Annotated in this window: 16 protein-coding genes; 12 read left to right on the forward strand and 4 right to left on the reverse strand. The window is 69.3% G+C overall.

The window, feature by feature from the left end:
- Positions 1 to 428 precede the first annotated feature (428 nt).
- Positions 429 to 2,033, forward strand: a complete 1,605-nt coding sequence (locus ACZ5D2_RS03355; RefSeq protein ID WP_371679317.1) for an ABC transporter substrate-binding protein — start codon at positions 429 to 431, stop codon at positions 2,031 to 2,033.
- Between the two features lie 71 nt (positions 2,034 to 2,104).
- Complete coding sequence (locus ACZ5D2_RS03360) at positions 2,105 to 3,688, forward strand: ABC transporter substrate-binding protein (RefSeq protein ID WP_371679318.1); 1,584 nt, start codon at positions 2,105 to 2,107, stop codon at positions 3,686 to 3,688.
- 69 nt (positions 3,689 to 3,757) lie between these two features.
- Here ACZ5D2_RS03360 and ACZ5D2_RS03365 read toward each other — a convergent pair whose 3' ends face one another.
- Both ACZ5D2_RS03365 and ACZ5D2_RS03370 read right to left on the reverse strand, forming a co-directional pair.
- Positions 3,758 to 4,429: a response regulator gene (locus ACZ5D2_RS03365; RefSeq protein ID WP_371681330.1), complete on the reverse strand. Its 672-nt coding sequence runs from the start codon at positions 4,427 to 4,429 to the stop codon at positions 3,758 to 3,760.
- A gap of 65 nt (positions 4,430 to 4,494) precedes the next feature.
- On the reverse strand, positions 4,495 to 5,370 hold the full coding sequence (locus ACZ5D2_RS03370) for a RecB family exonuclease (protein ID WP_371679319.1): 876 nt from the start codon (positions 5,368 to 5,370) through the stop codon (positions 4,495 to 4,497).
- Positions 5,371 to 5,594: 224 nt separating this feature from the next.
- On the opposite strand from ACZ5D2_RS03370, the gene ACZ5D2_RS03375 reads away from it, so the two are divergent.
- The 3 genes from ACZ5D2_RS03375 (at position 5,595) to ACZ5D2_RS03385 (ending at position 8,421) form a co-directional block, all read left to right on the forward strand.
- Positions 5,595 to 6,728 carry a site-2 protease family protein gene (locus tag ACZ5D2_RS03375; protein WP_371681331.1) on the forward strand — a complete coding sequence of 378 codons (1,134 nt, stop codon included), beginning with the start codon at positions 5,595 to 5,597 and terminating at the stop codon, positions 6,726 to 6,728.
- An 18-nt stretch (positions 6,729 to 6,746) separates the two neighbouring features.
- On the forward strand, positions 6,747 to 7,643 hold the full coding sequence (locus ACZ5D2_RS03380) for a tRNA (adenine-N1)-methyltransferase (protein WP_007263187.1): 897 nt from the start codon (positions 6,747 to 6,749) through the stop codon (positions 7,641 to 7,643).
- 181 nt (positions 7,644 to 7,824) lie between these two features.
- Positions 7,825 to 8,421, forward strand: coding sequence for a hypothetical protein (locus ACZ5D2_RS03385; RefSeq protein ID WP_371679320.1), 597 nt, complete (start codon positions 7,825 to 7,827; stop codon positions 8,419 to 8,421).
- Between the two features lie 4 nt (positions 8,422 to 8,425).
- Here the strand turns inward: ACZ5D2_RS03385 and ACZ5D2_RS03390 are convergent, their stop codons facing one another.
- Positions 8,426 to 8,746 (reverse strand): ferredoxin, encoded by a 321-nt coding sequence (locus ACZ5D2_RS03390; protein ID WP_030233599.1) that lies wholly within the window; start codon positions 8,744 to 8,746, stop codon positions 8,426 to 8,428.
- Positions 8,747 to 9,010: 264 nt separating this feature from the next.
- On the opposite strand from ACZ5D2_RS03390, the gene arc reads away from it, so the two are divergent.
- The 6 genes from arc (at position 9,011) to prcA (ending at position 15,188) form a co-directional block, all read left to right on the forward strand.
- The gene (arc, locus tag ACZ5D2_RS03395; RefSeq protein WP_266838169.1) at positions 9,011 to 10,777 is read left to right on the forward strand and encodes a proteasome ATPase; all 1,767 of its coding nucleotides are present in this window, start codon (positions 9,011 to 9,013) and stop codon (positions 10,775 to 10,777) included.
- 264 nt (positions 10,778 to 11,041) lie between these two features.
- Positions 11,042 to 12,553, forward strand: a complete 1,512-nt coding sequence (dop, locus tag ACZ5D2_RS03400) for a depupylase/deamidase Dop (RefSeq protein ID WP_030233605.1) — start codon at positions 11,042 to 11,044, stop codon at positions 12,551 to 12,553.
- 184 nt (positions 12,554 to 12,737) lie between these two features.
- Positions 12,738 to 12,950 (forward strand): ubiquitin-like protein Pup, encoded by a 213-nt coding sequence (locus ACZ5D2_RS03405; RefSeq protein WP_030233608.1) that lies wholly within the window; start codon positions 12,738 to 12,740, stop codon positions 12,948 to 12,950.
- Between the two features lie 36 nt (positions 12,951 to 12,986).
- On the forward strand, positions 12,987 to 13,586 hold the full coding sequence (locus tag ACZ5D2_RS03410; RefSeq protein ID WP_030234210.1) for an endonuclease VII domain-containing protein: 600 nt from the start codon (positions 12,987 to 12,989) through the stop codon (positions 13,584 to 13,586).
- Positions 13,538 to 14,377, forward strand: a complete 840-nt coding sequence (gene prcB / locus ACZ5D2_RS03415) for a proteasome subunit beta (protein ID WP_030233611.1) — start codon at positions 13,538 to 13,540, stop codon at positions 14,375 to 14,377. Before ACZ5D2_RS03410 ends, prcB begins: the two co-directional genes overlap by 49 nt.
- Before the next feature lie 46 nt (positions 14,378 to 14,423).
- A complete protein-coding gene (gene prcA, locus ACZ5D2_RS03420; protein WP_078950451.1) occupies positions 14,424 to 15,188 on the forward strand; it encodes a proteasome subunit alpha in 765 nt (254 codons plus the stop codon).
- A 60-nt stretch (positions 15,189 to 15,248) separates the two neighbouring features.
- Here prcA and ACZ5D2_RS03425 read toward each other — a convergent pair whose 3' ends face one another.
- The gene (locus ACZ5D2_RS03425) at positions 15,249 to 16,247 is read right to left on the reverse strand and encodes a LacI family DNA-binding transcriptional regulator (RefSeq protein ID WP_285539288.1); all 999 of its coding nucleotides are present in this window, start codon (positions 16,245 to 16,247) and stop codon (positions 15,249 to 15,251) included.
- Positions 16,248 to 16,383: 136 nt separating this feature from the next.
- Here ACZ5D2_RS03425 and ACZ5D2_RS03430 point away from each other — a divergent pair, with 136 nt between their 5' ends.
- The gene (locus ACZ5D2_RS03430; RefSeq protein ID WP_468926902.1) at positions 16,384 to 17,646 is read left to right on the forward strand and encodes an MFS transporter; all 1,263 of its coding nucleotides are present in this window, start codon (positions 16,384 to 16,386) and stop codon (positions 17,644 to 17,646) included.
- The last annotated feature ends 1 nt before the right edge of the window (position 17,647 follow it).

Below are 17,647 nucleotides of genomic sequence, written 5' to 3' on the forward strand. Positions count from 1 at the left end.
AGGATCTTCCGCCCCCGCCCCCGGAGGCCGAAATTCCATCCTGCCGGGAAATGTAGCAGCGGGTGACCTTGGTCACCCGGGGAGCCCCGGACGGGCCCGTCGGAGTGCCCCGAGCCCTTCCCATGTGTCCGGATTGATCATCTCCTGACCACATCTGCGAAGACTCCGGCATAAGCGGTCAGTCCGCTCCCATCACGGTGCGATTACGCCCCAACTCCTGCCGGTTCAAGCCATCCCGTTCCGGGCCACTAATGTCGATCCGGGCACTCCGCACGCACCTCTGCCGCACCGGCCGCACACCCTTGCGCCGGTACCGCGTGGACCGATCGTCAAACACCGGCCCGATCGTTCCGCCCTGAACGGGCGACCGCCGCGAAGTGCCCTCTACGCCGCTTTGACCAAGTGCCGGGTGAGGGAGTACTTCCAGCATGAACCGCAAGACCATGGTGCTGACGGCCGCGATCGGCCTGCTCACCCCCGCGCTGTCCGCATGCGGCAGCGCGAGCGGCGGAGGAGCAGCGTCCGGAGCGATCGTCGTCGGCACCACCGACCGGTTCGAAGCCGCCGATTACGCCCCCGCCCCCTTCGACCCCGCCTACGCCTACGACGCCGGCGCCTGGAACGTCCTGCGCCAGACCGTCCAGACGCTGATGCACACCCCGCGTGGCGGCGGCCAGCCCGTCCCCGAAGCCGCGTCCGACTGCCGCTTCACCGACACGGGCAACGAGAGCTACCGCTGCGTCCTGCGGCCCGGCCTGAAGTTCGCGAGCGGCGACCCGCTCACCGCCAAGGACGTCAAGTTCTCCATCGACCGCGTCCTCGCGATCAAGGACGAGAACGGCCCCTCCTCCCTCCTCTCCACCCTCGACACCGTCGAGGTCAAGGGCGCCGACACCGTCGTCTTCCACCTGAAGACCGCCGACGCGACCTTCCCGTACAAGCTCTCCACCCCCGCCGCCGGCATCGTCAGCGAGAAGAACTACGAGGCCAAGAAGCTCCGCCCCGGCTTCGCCGTCGACGGCTCCGGCCCCTACACGATGAAGGCGGAGGTCAAGGACGACCACCTCGTCCGGGCCGTCTTCACCAAGAACCCGAACTACAAGGGCGACATCAAGCTGCAGAACGACAAGGTCGAACTGCGCACCTTCGCCGACTCCGCCTCCATGGGCAAGGCCCTCACCGACGGCTCCGTCCAGATGGTCTCGCGCACCCTGGCGCCCGCCCAGATCGCCGACTTCTCCGCGAAGCCGCCCAAGGGCGTCAAGCTCGTCCCCCTGCCCGGCCTGGAGATCCGCTACCTCGGCTTCAACACCGACGCCCCGGTCGTCAAGGACAAGGCCGTACGCCAGGCCCTCGCCGCCGCCGTCGACCGCGACAACGTCATCTCCAAGGTCTACGGCAAGGCCGCGCAGCCCCTGTACTCGCTGGTCCCCACCACCGTCACCGGCCACGTCAACTCGTTCTTCAACAAGTACGGCGAGGCCAACACCGCCAAGGCGGCCGACCTGCTGAAGGCCGCCGGGATCAAGACCCCGGTCAAGCTCACCCTGAACTACACCAAGGACCACTACGGCGACGGCACCGCCGCCGAGTTCGAGGCCCTCAAGACCCAGCTGAACTCCACCCAGCTGTTCGACATCACCGTCCAGGGCAACGACTGGTCCGACTTCCGGCCCGCGCAGAAGAAGGGCGACTACGCCGCCTACGGGCTCGGCTGGTTCCCCGACTACCCGGACGCCGACAACTTCCTCGCCCCCTTCCTGGAGGCCGACAACTTCCTGGGCACGCCGTACGCCAACAGCACGGTGCGCACCAGGCTCATCCCCGACTCCCGGCGCGCGGCCGACCGCAACACCGCCGCACCCGCGATCGCGGACATGCAGGACATCGTCGCCGAGGACGTACCCGTCCTGCCCCTGTGGCAGGGCAAGCAGTACGTCGCCGCACGCGACGGGATCACCGGGGTGGAGTGGTCGGTCAACGCCATCTCCGACCTCCAGCTGTGGGAACTCGGCCGGGGTGTCAGCGGCTGAAACCGGCAGCAACCGGCGGCGGACGTCGCAGGCCGGCGCAACGACCAGACAAGACTGTGAAGGACATTCGCGTGAAGAGACGTAACCAGTGGTTGGCGGCCCCGCTCGGCGCGGCCACCGCCGCCGCGCTGCTCAGCGGTTGCGGTTCGACCGATGGCGCCAACGCCGGCAGCGGCAAGGGCGTGGTCATGGGGATATCCGACAGGGTGAAGTCGACCGACCCGGCGGCGGGCTACGACCCGGGCTCCTGGCTGCTCTTCAACAACGTCTTCCAGTCGCTGCTCAGCTTCCCCAAGGGCGGCACGACCCCCGAGCCCGACGCCGCGCAGTCCTGCGCCTTCGAGGGCGCCGACAGCAAGCAGTTCAAGTGCGTCCTGCGCACCGGCCTGAAGTTCAGCAACGGCCACAGCCTCACCTCGAAGGACGTCAAGTTCTCCTTCGAGCGCACGCTGAAGATCAACGACGACGCCGGCCCGGCCGTCATGCTGTCCTCGATCGCCGGCATCGACACCCCCGACGAGAAGACCGTCGTCTTCCGCCTCAAGACGTCCGACGCGACCTTCCCCAGCAAGATCGCGTCCGGCGCGGGCTCCATCGTCGACCACGCCGAGTACCCGGCGAACAAGCTCCGCACGGACGGCAAGGCCATCGGCTCCGGCGTCTACAAGCTGGACTCCATCAACGAGAAGAGCGCCAGCTTCTCCGTCAACGAGTCCTACAGCGGCAAGGCCAAGGCCAAGAACACCGGCGTCACGCTGAAGTTCTTCAACGGCGACCAGGCCGGCCTCAAGACGGTCCTGGAGAGCGGCGACGTCGACTTCGCCTTCCGCGGCCTCGCCGCCAAGGACATCGCCGCCCTGGCCTCGGTCAAGACCGGCGACAACAAGGTCGACGTCGTCCAGGGCACCGGCGCCGAAGTCGAGCACATGGTCTTCAACGTCAACGACCCCGTCGTCGGCAAGCTCCCCGTCCGCAAGGCCATCGCCTACCTGATCGACCGCGAAGCGCTCGTCAAGGACGTGTACGCGGGCACCGCCGCCCCGCTCTACTCGATCGTCCCCGCGGGCATCGCCGGACACACCACCCCCTTCTTCGACCGCTACGGCGGCAGCCCCCAGGTCGAGAAGGCCAAGGCCGTCCTGAAGGCCGCCAACATCACCGGCAAGATCAAGCTCACCCTGTACTCCACGCCGTCCCGCTACGGCCCCTCCACCGACCAGCAGTTCCAGGTCATCGCGAAGCAGCTCAACGACAGCGGCCTCTTCGAGGCCGACATGAAGTCCGTCGAGTACGAGCAGTACGAGAAGGACATCCAGGACGGCAAGTACGGCGTCTACGTCAAGGGCTGGGTCCCCGACTACCCGGACGCCGACAACTTCACGCAGCCGTTCTTCGGCCCGGAGAACGTCCTGCACAACAACTACGACAACAAGGAGATCACCGGGACCCTCATCCCGGCGACCAACACCAAGTCCGACCGCACCGCGGCCAACACGGACTACACCCGTCTCCAGGACATCGTCGCCGACGAACTCCCGATCATCCCGCTCTGGCAGGGCAAGCAGTACGCCGTCACCCGCCAGAACGTCACCGGCCTCCAGTGGTCCCTGGACGCCTCCACGGTCTTCCGCTTCTGGGAGATCAGCAAGGGCTGACCCGCCCCGGCACGACGAAGGGCCGGCAGCCGCTCACGCGGCCGCCGGCCCCTTCGCGATCGGGTCCCGCTACTGGGCGCCCGGACGCACCAGCCCGCTCTCGTACGCGTACACCGCCGCCTGCACCCGGTCCCGCAGCCCCAGCTTCGTCAACACGTGACCCACGTGCGTCTTCACCGTCGTCTCGCTCACGAACAGGTCGGCCGCGATCTCCGCGTTCGACAACCCCCGGGCCACCAGCTTGAGCACCTCCACCTCGCGCTCCGTCAGCGTCCCCAGCGTGTCCGGCAGGCTGTCCTCACCCGACGGCAGGTGCCCCGCGTACTTGTCCAGCAGCCGCCGCGTGATGCTCGGCGCCAGCATCGCCTCGCCGCCCGCGACCACCCGGATCGCCTGCACCAGCTCGTTCGCCGGAGCGTCCTTCAGCAGGAAGCCGCTCGCCCCCGCCCGCAGCGCCTCCACCACGTACTCGTCCAGGTCGAACGTCGTCAGCACCAGCACCTTCGCCGGCCCGTTCCGCTCCGGACCCGTGATCTGCCGCGTCGCCTCCACCCCGTCCATCCGCGGCATCCGGATGTCCATCAGCACCACGTCGGGCTGCAGCGCCCGCACCTGGTCCAGCGCCTGCAGACCGTCCCCGGCCTCACCCACCACCACCAGGTCCTGCTCGGCCTCCAGGATCATCCGGAAACCGGTGCGCAGCAGTGGCTGGTCGTCGACCAGCAGGACGCGGATCGCCACGGGGTGTACCTCGAATTCGTCGGACGGCATCGGCGGACCCCGCCCATTGTGCCCTGACCGGACGATCAGGAATCGGCCGGCCGGTCCGCCCCCGGCCTCGGAGTGATCACCAGCGGATAGGCCGGGGGAGTCCCCCCGAACTCCGGACACACCGCCTGATGATCACACCAGCCGCACAGCTTCGTCGGCCGAGGCCGCCACTCACCCGTCTCCGTCGCCTCACGGATGGCCTCCCACAACGCGTGCAGCTTGCGCTCCACCCGCTCCAGATCCGCCACCACCGGGTCGTACGTCAGCACGTCCCCACTGCCCAGGTACACCAGCTGCAACCGCCGCGGCACCACCCGCTTCAACCGCCACACCACCAGCGCGTAGAACTTCATCTGGAACAGCGCGCCCTCGGCGTACTCCGGCCGCGGCGCCTTCCCCGTCTTGTAGTCGACGATCCGCACCTCACCCGACGGCGCCACGTCCACCCGGTCGATGATCCCCCGCAGACGCAGCCCCGACTCCAGCTCCGTCTCGACGAAGAACTCCCGCTCCACAGGCTCCAGCCGCGTCGGGTCCTCCAACGTGAACCACCGCTCCACCAGCGCCTCGGCCTCCGTCAGCCAGCGCGCCAGCCCCGCCCCCTCGTCCCCCTCCGGGAACAGCTCCGCCAGCTCCGGCTTCGCCCGCAGCAACCGGTCCCACTGCCCCGGGACCAGAGCCTTCGCCACCGGCGCCGTCCGCTCCGCCGCCGGATGATCGAAGAGCCGCTCCAGCACCGCGTGCACCAGAGTGCCCCGCGTCGCCGCCGCACTCGGCTTCTCCGGCAGCTTGTCGATCACCCGGAACCGGTACAGCAGCGGACACTGCATGAAATCACCCGCCCGCGAAGGCGACAGCGAGGTGGGCCGGGCAGCAGCCGGGGAAGGATCGGCACCGGGGATCGTCGTCATGCGTGAAACCCTACGGCCCACCGCCGACAGCACGCGCATACCATCGACTCCGGCGCCCTCGCACTGCATGATCGGAGCATCACACCGCGCTACCGCACCAGCGGCGAACCCACGACGTGGACCACACTGGAACCACCGGCACCGAACGAAGGACAACCGTGGCAGACACCGACGAAACCGGCGAGCGCACGCCCAAGCGCTCCGACCCGGGCGGCGGGATCCTGATGGGCCGCCCCTTCGGCGTACCCGTCTACGTCTCGCCCAGCTGGTTCCTCGTCGCCGCCCTCATCACCTGGGTCTTCGGCGACCGGCTCGACCAGGTCCTGCCCGACCTCGGCCCGGCCCGCTACCTCGTCTCCCTCTTCTTCGCCGTCGCCTTCTACGCCTCCGTCCTCGTCCACGAACTCGCGCACACCATCGCCGCGCTCCGCTTCAAACTCCCCGTGCGCCGCATCCAGCTCCAGTTCTTCGGCGGGGTCTCCGAGATCGAGAAGGAATCCGAGACGCCCGGCCGCGAATTCGTCCTCGCCTTCGTCGGCCCCCTCCTCTCCCTCGTCCTCGCCGGACTCTTCTACCTCGGCATGAAGGCCGTCGACCCCGCCACCGTCCCCGGCGTCCTCCTCGCCGGCCTCATGATCTCCAACCTCCTCGTCGCCGCCTTCAACCTCCTGCCCGGCCTCCCCCTCGACGGAGGCCGCATGCTCCGCGCCGTCATCTGGGGCATCACCGGCAAACCCATGACCGGCACCGTCGCCGCCGCCTGGGTCGGCCGCGGCCTCGCCGTCACCGTCCTCCTCGGGCTCCCCCTCCTCACCCACACCGGACTCCTCGGCAACCGCACCCAGGAGATCGGCGGCATGGACACCGTCATGGACGCCCTCCTCGCCGCCATCCTCGCCGCGATCATCTGGACCGGCGCCGGCAACAGCCTCCGCCTCGCCCGCCTGCGCGAGCACCTCCCCGAACTCCAGGCCCGCGCCCTCACCCGCCGCGCCATCCCCGTCGAGAACGCCACCCCCCTCTCCGAAGCCCTCCGCCGCGCCAACGAAGCCGGAGCCCGCGCCCTCGTCGTCGTCGACGGCCACGGCGACCCCACCGCCATCGTCCGCGAAACCGCCATCGCCTCCGTCCCCGAACACCGCCGCCCCTGGGTCGCCGTCAGCACCCTCGCCCAGGACCTCACCGACGGCATGAAGGTTTCAGCCGAGCTCACCGGCGAAGAACTCCTCGACCACCTCCGCGCCACCCCCGCCAGCGAATACCTCGTCCTCGAAACCGGCGGCGAGATCTACGGCGTCCTGTCCACCCTCGACGTCGAGAAGGCCTTCGTGAAGGCCATGGCGCGGCCCCAGTCCTGAACCCAATACACTGGTCACATGTCCGAACCGACCGGTGCCGCCCGCCGACGCGGGCCCTTCGAGGTCGGGGACCAGGTTCAGCTCACCGACCCCAAGGGCCGCCACTACACGTTCACGCTCGAAGCCGGGAAGAATTTCCACACCCACAAGGGTTCCTTCCCGCACGACGAGCTGATCGGTGCTCCCGAGGGCAGTGTTGTCCGCACCACGGGCAACGTCGCGTACCTCGCGCTGCGCCCCCTGCTCCCCGACTATGTCCTGTCCATGCCCCGCGGCGCCGCCGTGGTCTACCCCAAGGACGCGGGCCAGATCCTGGCCTTCGCCGACATCTTCCCCGGCGCCCGCGTCGTGGAAGCAGGAGTGGGCTCCGGCTCCCTGAGCAGCTTCCTGCTGCGCGCCATCGGCGACCAGGGCATGCTCCACAGCTACGAGCGCCGCGCGGACTTCGCCGAGATCGCCACGGCCAACGTCGAACGCTACTTCGGCGGCCCCCACCCCGCGTGGCAGCTGACCGTGGGCGACCTCCAGGACAACCTGTCCGACACCGACGTCGACCGCGTGATCCTCGACATGCTCGCCCCCTGGGAGTGCCTGGAGGCCGTCTCCAAGGCCCTCGTCCCCGGCGGCATCCTCTGCTGCTACGTGGCCACCACCACCCAGCTCTCGCGCACCGTCGAATCCATCCGCGAATTCGGCTGCTACGCCGAACCGCAGCCCTGGGAATCGATGATCCGCAACTGGCACGTCGAGGGCCTCGCCGTCCGCCCGGACCACCGGATGATCGGCCACACCGGCTTCCTCGTCACCGCCCGCCGCCTCGCGGACGGCGTCGAGCCCCCCATGCGCCGCCGCCGCCCCTCCAAGGGCGCCTACGGCGAGGACTACGAGGGCCCCGGCAGCGACCGCTCCGCCTAGGACCCGTCCTCACGCCCAACACGAAAGCGCTGTGGCGCAGTTCCCCGGCCAACCCGGGAACTGCGCCACAGCGCCTTTTCGTTGCACCGGGGAAACCCACCCGGACCCGGCCGTTCCACCCCCGTGTGAGGTATGGCACGATGCTGGCTCCCCGTCACCCTTCGCACAGGAGACACCCCGCGTGCTGCACAGCCCCACCCCGCCGACCCCGGCACCGGACGTCCTGGCGCACCACCACACCCGACCCGTCCACTGGGTCGCCACCGCCTGCGCCATGGCCGCCGTCATAGCCGGCGCGGGACTGCTCCAGCCGGACCGGGCCACCGGAGCCACCCCCGGACCCACCGCGGCGAGCGGCCCGCCGGCCACCGCCCCCGACGCGCACGCCGTCACGTACCCCCTCGACTGCAAGGGGGCCCCACAGGTCGTCACGGACACCGCCGAAGGCGACCTCGACGGCGACGGCAGCCCCGAGACGGTCGTCGCCGTACGCTGCGACGCGGGCTCGGGCACCCCGCCCCACGCGATCTACGTACTCGCCCGCGACCGGCAACAGGGCGCCGCCCCCCGCGTCGTCGCCACCCTCCTCGACGCCGGCCGCCGGCAGACCGCCACCGAGCTCACCGTGAGCGACCGGACCGTCACCGCACGCCTCCTCGGCTACTCCTCGCCCTCGGTCCCGCGCTACAGCCCGGACGTGAAGCAGCTCGCCAAGTGGCGCTGGACCGGCGGGAAATTCCGCCAGGAGCTGACGGACTCGGCCGCCACACGTGTTTGAAGCGTCACTCCGCGTCCGGGCCGTACACCTCGACCCTGTCCGAAACGCGCCTTACGTGAATGCAGTCGCCCGGACATTCCTTGGCCGAGTCGACCACGTCCTGGAGCAGCGTCAGCGGAACCGGAGTGGTCGCCCCCGCGTCCTGCAGCAGCTCGTCCTCCGGGCTCTTCACGTACGCCAGACCGTCGATGTCCAGCTCGAACACCTCCGGCGCGTACTGCACGCAGATGCCGTCCCCGGTGCAGAGGTCCTGGTCGATCCAGACCTCAAGCGGCTCCCCGGCCTCGCCGGTACCGCCCGTCGGGGCCTCCTGCTGCACGGTCATATCTCCTGCCGTTTCCTGCCCTGAGTGATCCGTCCCGGACACAACTCGCGACAAGTCGCGCGAGCCCTGACGGGTGTTGAACAGTTCGACCTTACAACCGGCTGCTTTCCGATGTTGAAGGGTGGGTATTTCCCTGGCGTGAGGGAGTACGCAAGGGTGAAGATCGGACACACCTCTACCGTCTTTGTGATCTAGGGGTTTCAATCACCACCAGCCCAGGTAGGGTCAGGAAGCGTCCAGCTCCCCTTGGAGGAGGTGAGGACCGTGGCAGCCCACGACGACGACATCAACCGCGGCATCCGGCCCGGGCGAGGGTCTGAGGACCCCGCTGGCCAGGTTGCCTATCTAGAGCAGGAAATCGCCGTCCTGCGACGCAAGCTCGCCGACTCTCCGCGTCACACGAGGATTCTCGAAGAGCGGATCGTCGAGCTCCAGACGAATCTGGCAGGCGTCTCCGCGCAGAACGAACGACTGGCGAACACCCTCCGTGAGGCCCGCGACCAGATCGTGGCCCTCAAGGAAGAGGTCGACCGGCTCGCACAGCCTCCGGCCGGCTTCGGTGTCTTCCTGCAGGCGAACGAGGACGGCACCGTCGACATCTTCACCGGGGGGCGCAAGCTCCGCGTGAACGTGAGCCCCAGCGTCGAACCGGAAGACCTCCGGCGCGGCCAGGAGGTCATGCTCAACGAAGCGCTCAACGTGGTCGAGGCCATGGAGTTCGAGCGCGCCGGCGACATCGTCACCCTCAAGGAGATCCTGGAGGACGGCGAGCGCGCCCTGGTGGTCGGGCACACCGACGAGGAAAGGGTGGTGAGGCTCGCCGAGCCGCTCCTGGACATCACCATCCGCCCCGGCGACGCCCTGCTCCTGGAGCCCCGCTCCGGCTACGTCTACGAAGTGGTCCCCAAGAGCGAGGTCGAGGAACTCGTCCTCGAAGAGGTCCCGGACATCGACTACGACAAGATCGGCGGCCTGGGCGACCAGATCGAGCTGATCCGCGACGCCGTCGAGCTCCCCTACCTCTACCCCGACCTCTTCAAGGAGCACGAACTGCGGCCCCCGAAGGGCATCCTGCTGTACGGCCCTCCCGGCTGCGGCAAGACGCTCATCGCCAAGGCCGTCGCCAACTCCCTTGCCAAGAAGGTCGCCGAGGTGACCGGCCAGCCCGCCGGGAAGTCCTACTTCCTGAACATCAAGGGCCCCGAACTCCTCAACAAGTACGTCGGCGAGACCGAGCGGCACATCCGCCTCGTCTTCCAGCGGGCCCGTGAGAAGGCCAGCGAGGGCACCCCCGTCATCGTCTTCTTCGACGAAATGGAGTCCCTCTTCCGCACCCGCGGATCCGGCGTCAGCTCGGACGTGGAGAACACCATCGTCCCCCAGCTCCTCGCCGAGATCGACGGTGTGGAGGGCCTGGAGAACGTCATCGTCATCGGCGCCTCCAACCGCGAGGACATGATCGACCCCGCCATCCTGCGCCCCGGCCGCCTCGACGTGAAGATCAAGATCGAGCGCCCGGACGCGGAGGCCGCCAAGGACATCTTCGCCAAGTACCTCAAGGCCTCGCTGCCCCTGCACACGGACGACCTGTCCGAGCACCAGGGCTCCACGGCCGGCACCGTCCACAGCATGATCCAGACCGTCGTCGAGCAGATGTACGCCGAAACCGAGGAAAACCGCTTCCTCGAGGTCACGTACGCCAACGGCGACAAGGAAGTCCTCTACTTCAAGGACTTCAACTCGGGCGCGATGATCCAGAACATCGTGGACCGCGCGAAGAAAATGGCGATCAAGGCCTTCCTGGAGCACAACCAGAAGGGCCTGCGCGTCTCCCACCTCCTCCAGGCATGCGTGGACGAGTTCAAGGAGAACGAGGACCTGCCGAACACCACCAACCCGGACGACTGGGCCCGGATCTCCGGAAAGAAGGGCGAGCGGATCGTATTCATCCGTACCCTCGTCACCGGAAAGCAGGGCGCGGACACCGGACGCTCCATCGACACGGTGGCGAATACCGGCCAGTACCTCTGACCGAGCGGGGCGGCTGCGGGTGCCCTCACCGGGCACCCGCAGCCGACTGCTTTACCCCCCGGCATTGCCGCCCGCCCTTTTCGGCCGGTGACAGGGCAAAGTCAATGACTGAAATGATCTCCCCACCAGCGCGGAGTGGTTCTAGGCTCTTCCGTACCGCCTCCTCCGCAGTGCGGGGACGGACACCGCACATGACCCACCGGAGAACAAGCGGTACTTGAGCGCCGCTCCCGAACAGGAGCGCCGCCGGGCAAGGAGGGCCGCATGACCGTACGGCGAGTAATGGGGATCGAAACGGAGTACGGGATCTCCGTTCCGGGGCACCCGAACGCCAATGCCATGCTCACCTCGTCCCAGATCGTCAACGCCTACGCGGCGGCGATGCACCGGGCGCGACGCGCCCGCTGGGACTTCGAGGAGGAGAATCCGCTGCGGGACGCCCGCGGCTTCGACCTCGCCCGCGAGGCCGCCGACAACAGCCAGCTGACCGACGAGGACATCGGCCTCGCCAACGTCATCCTCACCAACGGCGCACGGCTCTACGTCGACCACGCGCACCCCGAGTACAGCTCGCCGGAGGTCACCAATCCGCTCGACGCCGTGCTCTGGGACAAGGCCGGCGAACGGATCATGGCCGAGGCCGCCGAGCGGGCCGCCCAGCTCCCCGGCGCCCAGCCCATCCACCTCTACAAGAACAACACCGACAACAAGGGCGCCTCCTACGGCACGCACGAGAACTACCTGATGAAGCGGGAGACCCCCTTCTCGGAGATCGTGCGCCACCTGACGCCCTTCTTCGTCTCCCGCCAGGTCGTCACCGGCGCGGGCCGCATCGGCATCGGCCAGGACGGCCGCGAGCACGGCTTCCAGATCAGCCAGCGCGCGGACTACTTCGAGGTCGAGGTGGGGCTGGAGACCACCCTCAAGCGGCCCATCATCAACACCCGGGACGAACCGCACTCCGACGCCGAGAAGTACCGCCGGCTCCACGTGATCATCGGCGACGCGAACCTCTCGGAGATCTCCACCTACCTCAAGCTCGGCACGACCGCGCTGGTCCTGTCGATGATCGAGGACGGGTTCATCAACGTCGACCTGGCCGTGGACCAGCCGGTGCGCACCCTGCACCAGGTCTCCCACGACCCGGACCTCCAGCACCTCATCACCCTGCGCAGCGGGCGCACCCTGACCGCCGTACAACTCCAGATGGAGTACTTCGAGCTGGCCAGGAAGTACGTGGACGAGCGTTTCGGGTCGGACGCGGACGAGCAGACCAAGGATGTCCTCACTCGGTGGGAGGACGTACTCGGCCGGCTGGAGACCGACCCGATGAGCCTGTCGGGAGAGCTCGACTGGATCGCCAAGCGGGAGATCCTGGAGGGCTACCGCAGGCGCGACGGACTGGGCTGGGACGCGGCCCGGCTGCACCTGGTGGACCTCCAGTACGCGGACGTCCGCCCCGAGAAGGGCCTGTACAACCGGCTGGTCGCCCGCGGGAAGATGAAGCGGCTCCTGGAGGAGCCGGCCGTGGAGCGGGCGGAGAGCAAGCCCCCGGAGGACACCCGGGCGTACTTCCGCGGGCGCTGCCTGGAGCAGTACGCGGACGACGTGGCGGCGGCCTCCTGGGACTCGGTGATCTTCGACCTCCCGGGCCGCGACTCGCTCCAGCGGGTCCCGACCCTGGAACCCCTGCGGGGGACCCGCAACCACGTCAAGGAGCTGCTGGACCGCTGTCGGACGGCGGAGGACCTGGTGCGGGTGCTCTCGGGGCAGTGAGGCACCCGAAGGTGGCCTGAAATGGCTCCGGTCCGGGAATCATGAGAATGCCCGGACGTTATGAAAGTGCGGGGACGAATGTCGGGCCCTCCTTGTAGGGTCCGACGTAGGGTCTGATCTTGAGAGGTCCCGAATCCCGGGGCCTTTCCATGTGGGCGTGCGAACCGAGCGGGGTGAGGTAGACATGGCGACCAAGGACACCGGCGGCGGACAGCAGAAGGCGACGCGCTCGACCGAGGAGGTCGAGGAGGCGGCGGTCGAGGAATCGACCGACCTCAAGGAGCGGCAGGAAAAGCTCTCCGACGACGTCGACTCCGTACTTGACGAGATTGACGATGTACTCGAGGAAAATGCCGAGGATTTCGTTCGGAGCTTCGTACAAAAAGGCGGCGAATAGCCTTCGAATCCAAGGTGAACTCGCCAGCATTGGGTCATGTCCAATGGAACCAAGTGGTGTCGCGGCTGCAGCCGGGACGTGCCGCTGAGCGGATTCGCCTCAGATCGGAATCGTGGGGACGGCCTGCAGCCGAGGTGCCGGGAGTGCGTGGCGGAGTACGGAGCCCTGCACTACCGGCGCCGCCAGGCGGCCAGGGGCAAGGTCGTCAAAGAGAAAGTGGACGTTCCGTCCGGTCACAAGCTGTGCCGGCAGTGCGGTGAGGTCAAACCGCACAGCGAGTGGCACAGGAACGCTTCGGCGTCGGACGGGTTGTCCACTCGCTGCAAGGCGTGTCGCGCCATCCAGGGCAGGGCTGGCCACTTGAAGCGTTCGTACGGCATCACCGAGGCGCAGCGCGATGCGATGATCGCCGCCCAGGGCGGGGTCTGCGTGGTCTGTCGGAATGCTCCGGCCGAGCACGTTGATCACGATCATCAGACGGGTAAGGTCCGAGGCGTACTGTGCTTCAGCTGCAACGCAGCCTTGGGGCAGTTCAAGGATCGGCCGGACGTCATACGGCGTGCAGCCGCTTACGTGGAAGGAAACCTGTGGAACCCAACACTCGTAGCACAGGGCGTCTACCGGCAGCCTTCCTGACGCCGGGGTCGTCGTCCTTCATGGACTTCCTGGGCGCGCACTCGCCCGAGATGCTGCCGGGCAACCGCAAGCTGCCCGAGGGCGTCGTCGAGGCGCCGCACGGGACGACCATCGTGGCCGCCACCTTCCCCGGCGGGGTCGTGCTCGCCGGTGACCGGCGGGCGACCATGGGGAACATGATCGCGCAGCGGGACATCGAGAAGGTGTTCCCGGCCGACGAGTACTCCGCGGTGGGCATCGCCGGTACGGCCGGTCTGGCCGTGGAGATGGTCAAGCTGTTCCAGCTGGAGCTGGAGCACTTCGAGAAGGTGGAGGGGACGACCCTTTCCCTGGAGGGCAAGGCCAACCGGCTCTCCACCATGATCCGGAGCAATCTGGGCATGGCGATGCAGGGGCTGGCCGTCGTGCCGCTGTTCGCGGGGTACGACGAGGCCAAGGAGAAGGGCCGGATCTTCTCCTACGACGTGACCGGCGGGCGTTCCGAGGAGCACGGGTACGCCGCCACCGGTTCGGGCTCGATCTTCGCCCGGGGCTCGATGAAGAAGCTGTTCCGTCCCGACCTGACGGAGGAGCAGGCCACCACGCTGGTCGTGCAGGCGCTGTACGACGCCGCCGACGACGACTCGGCGACCGGCGGTCCGGACCTGTACCGGCACATCTATCCCATCGTCACCGTCATCACCGACGAGGGCTTCCGCAGGCTGACCGACGACGAGTCGCAGGAGCTCGCCCGTACGGTCACCAACCGTCGTCTCGAGCAGCCCGACGGCCCGCGCGCCGCCCTGCTCTGACCATCCGTCGCCCCGTAGGAGCCCAGAAGAAAGGGACGGACAGCCGGTGTCGACTCCGTTCTATGTGTCACCCCAGCAGGCCATGGCCGACCGGGCGGAATACGCCCGCAAGGGCATCGCCCGCGGTCGCAGCCTTGTCGTGCTGCAGTACGCCGACGGCATCGTGTTCGTCGGCGAGAACCCGTCCCGCGCGCTGCACAAGTTCAGCGAGATCTACGACCGGATCGGCTTCGCGGCCGCCGGCAAGTACAACGAGTACGAGAACCTGCGGATCGGCGGCGTGCGTTACGCCGATCTGCGCGGATACACCTACGACCGCGACGACGTGACGGCCCGTGGGCTGGCGAACGTGTACGCGCAGACGCTCGGCACGATCTTCTCCTCGGCCGGGGAGAAGCCGTACGAGGTGGAGCTGGTCGTCGCCGAGGTGGGTGCCACGGCGGCCGGGGACCAGATCTACCGGCTGCCGCACGACGGCTCGATCGTGGACGAGCACGGCTCGGTCGCGGTCGGCGGGAACGCCGAGCAGATCAGCACCTTCCTCGACCAGCGGCACCAGGACGGGATGACCCTGTCCGAGGCGCTGAAGCTGGCGGTGCAGGCGCTGTCCAGTCAGGCCAACGGCGCGGACAAGGCGATTCCGGCTGAGCGGCTGGAGGTGGCGGTGCTGGACCGTACGCGGTCGCAGCAGCGCAAGTTCAAGCGGATCCGCGGCCGGCAGCTGTCGCGGCTGCTGGAGGCGGACGTTCCGGCGGCCGCCCAGGCGGATGCCGTGTCGAACGACGAGGCGCCGGAGGACGACGCCGAGTAGGGCGTGCGTGCGCGTGGGGCCCCGGTCCGCCGTTTCCGGCGGGCCGGGGCCCCTGTGCGTTCAGGGGGTGGGGGCGGGGCCCGAGGAGTCGCGGACGACGAGTTCGACGGGGATGTCGGGGGCGGTCCAGGGGGTGCCTTCGAGGACGGCGAGGAGGGCGGTCATGCCCTGTTCGCCGACGAGCTCGGCCGGGAGGCGGACGGTGGTGAGCTCGGGTTCGACGGCGGTGGCGAGGCCGAGGTCGTCGAAGCCGGTGACGGAGAGGTCCTCGGGGACGCGCAGGCCGAGGCGGCGGGCGGCCTTGCAGGCGCCGGCGGCCAGGATGTCGTCGTCGCAGACGATGGCGGTGGGCCGGTCGTGGGGGCCGGCGAGGGCCGCCTCCATGGCCGTGCGGGCGGCGTCGACGGTGAGCGCGGCCCGTACGGTGCGCAGCTCGGTGGTGGGGCCGAGGCGGGCGGCGAGGGCGCGGGCGCGGACGTCGAAGGTCCAGGTCTCGATGTCGGCGGCGAGGTGGAGGAAGCGGCGGTGGCCGTGGCCGAGGAGGTGGGTGGTGACCTGGTGGACGCCGTCGGTCATGGCGAGGTTGACGTGGGCGGCGGCGGTTCCGGCGGTGGGGTCGCTGTCGAGCATGACGAGGGGGAGGCCGTCGCCGCCGATGGCGGTGAGGGCGTCGGCGGCCATGGAGGAGGCGATGACCCCGTCGAGGGCGGCGCGGGCGGAGGCGAAGGGGTCGCGGGCGGGGCCGGTGCCGTCGGGGGAGGGGTAGAGGACGACGCCGAAGCCGTGGTCGGCGGCGACGCGGGCGGCGCCGGTGTAGACGCGGGCGAAGAATTCGTTGGTGAGGGCGGGGACGACGAGGAGGGCGGTGCGGGTGCTGCCGAGGCGGAGGTTGCGGGCGGCGAGGTTGGGGCGGTAGCCGAGTGCGGTGGCGGCTTCGCGGACGAGGGTGGCGGTGCGTTCGGAGACGCGGCCGCGCCATTTGTCGCCGAGGACGAGGGAGACGGTGGCCTGGGAGACCCCGGCGGCGGTGGCCACGTCGCGGCTGGTGGGTCTCGTCACACGGTGCTCCTGAAGTGCGAGGTGGGAGGGGGTGGGGGTGGTTCGGCGGGTGGACCTGTGGACTGCCGCCATGGTACGTATGACGGGTCAAGTTATACGTATTACTCCGGCAGGGTCCGGGCAGAAGGGGGCGGACATGGCCGCGGGATACGCGGAGCTGCTCAGGACCCGGCACGCGGCGAGGCTGCTGGCGGGGACGTTGATGGGCCGGCTGCCGAACGGTACCGGGCCGATCGCGATCGTGCTCTTCACCCGGGCCGAGGGGGGCAGCTACAGCCTGGCGGGCGCGCTCGCGGCGGCGTACGGGCTGGCCAACGCGGTGGGTCAGCCGTTGCTGGGCCGGGCGGTGGACCTGTACGGGCAGCCGCGCGTGCAGCTGCCGGCGGCCGTGGTCTCGGCGCTGGGCATGGTGTGGCTGGCCCTGGCGGGTACGGGTTCGGCTGTCGTGGCCTACGCGGCGGTGGTGATCGCGGGCCTGTTCACGCCGCCGCTGGAGGGCGGGCTGCGGGCGCTGTGGCCCAAGGTGCTCGGCGGCAAGGAGGAGCGGGTGCACGCCGCGTACGCCATGGACGCGGTGGCGCAGGAGGTCATGTACACGGTCGGGCCGCTGCTGGTGACCCTGTTCGTGGCACTGTGGTCGCCGGCGGTGGCGCTGCTGGCGCTGAACGCGCTGGGGGTGCTGGGCGCGCTGTCTGTGGTGGTGTCGGAGCCTTCGCGTACCTGGCGTTCGGAGCCGCGTGAGGCGCACTGGCTGGGGGCGCTGCGTTCGCGCGGGCTGCTGGCGCTGCTGGGGGCGTTCTTCTTCGTGGGGATGGCGCTGGGGGCGATCACGGTGGCCGCGGTGTCGTACGCGGACGGTCACGGCGGTCAGGCGGTGTACGGCTGGCTGCTGGCGGCGCTGGGGCTGGGCGCCCTGTTCGGCGGCGTGTTCTACGGGGCGCGGCAGTGGGCCGGTGCGCCGGAGCGGCGGCTGCGGCTTCTGGTGGCGTTGCTGGCGGTGTGTTACCTGCCGCTGACGGTTCCGGTGGGCACGGTGGCGATGGTGGGGCTGTCGGCGCTGGCGGGGGTGTTCCTGGCCCCGTCGCTGGCGTGTGCGTTCGTGGTGGTGGACCGGCACGCTCCGGCGGGCACTCTGACGGAGGCCTTCTCCTGGCTGGTGACGTTCTTCGGGGTGGGTGCGGCCATCGGTACGGCGGCGGCCGGTCCGGCGGTGGAGGCGGGTGGCACCGTGGCGGGCTACGCGGTGGCGTGCGCGGCGGGTGTCGCGGCGCTGCTGGTGCTGACGGTGACTCAGCGGGCCCTGTCCGGCGGGGGTCGCAGCCGCGCCGTCGCGGGGTCCTCGACGGGACCGGTGGAGGGTGCCGTGGGGGCCGTCGTGGAGCCGATGGTCAAAAACTGAT

This window comes from Streptomyces sp. NPDC031479 (assembly GCF_055581065.1).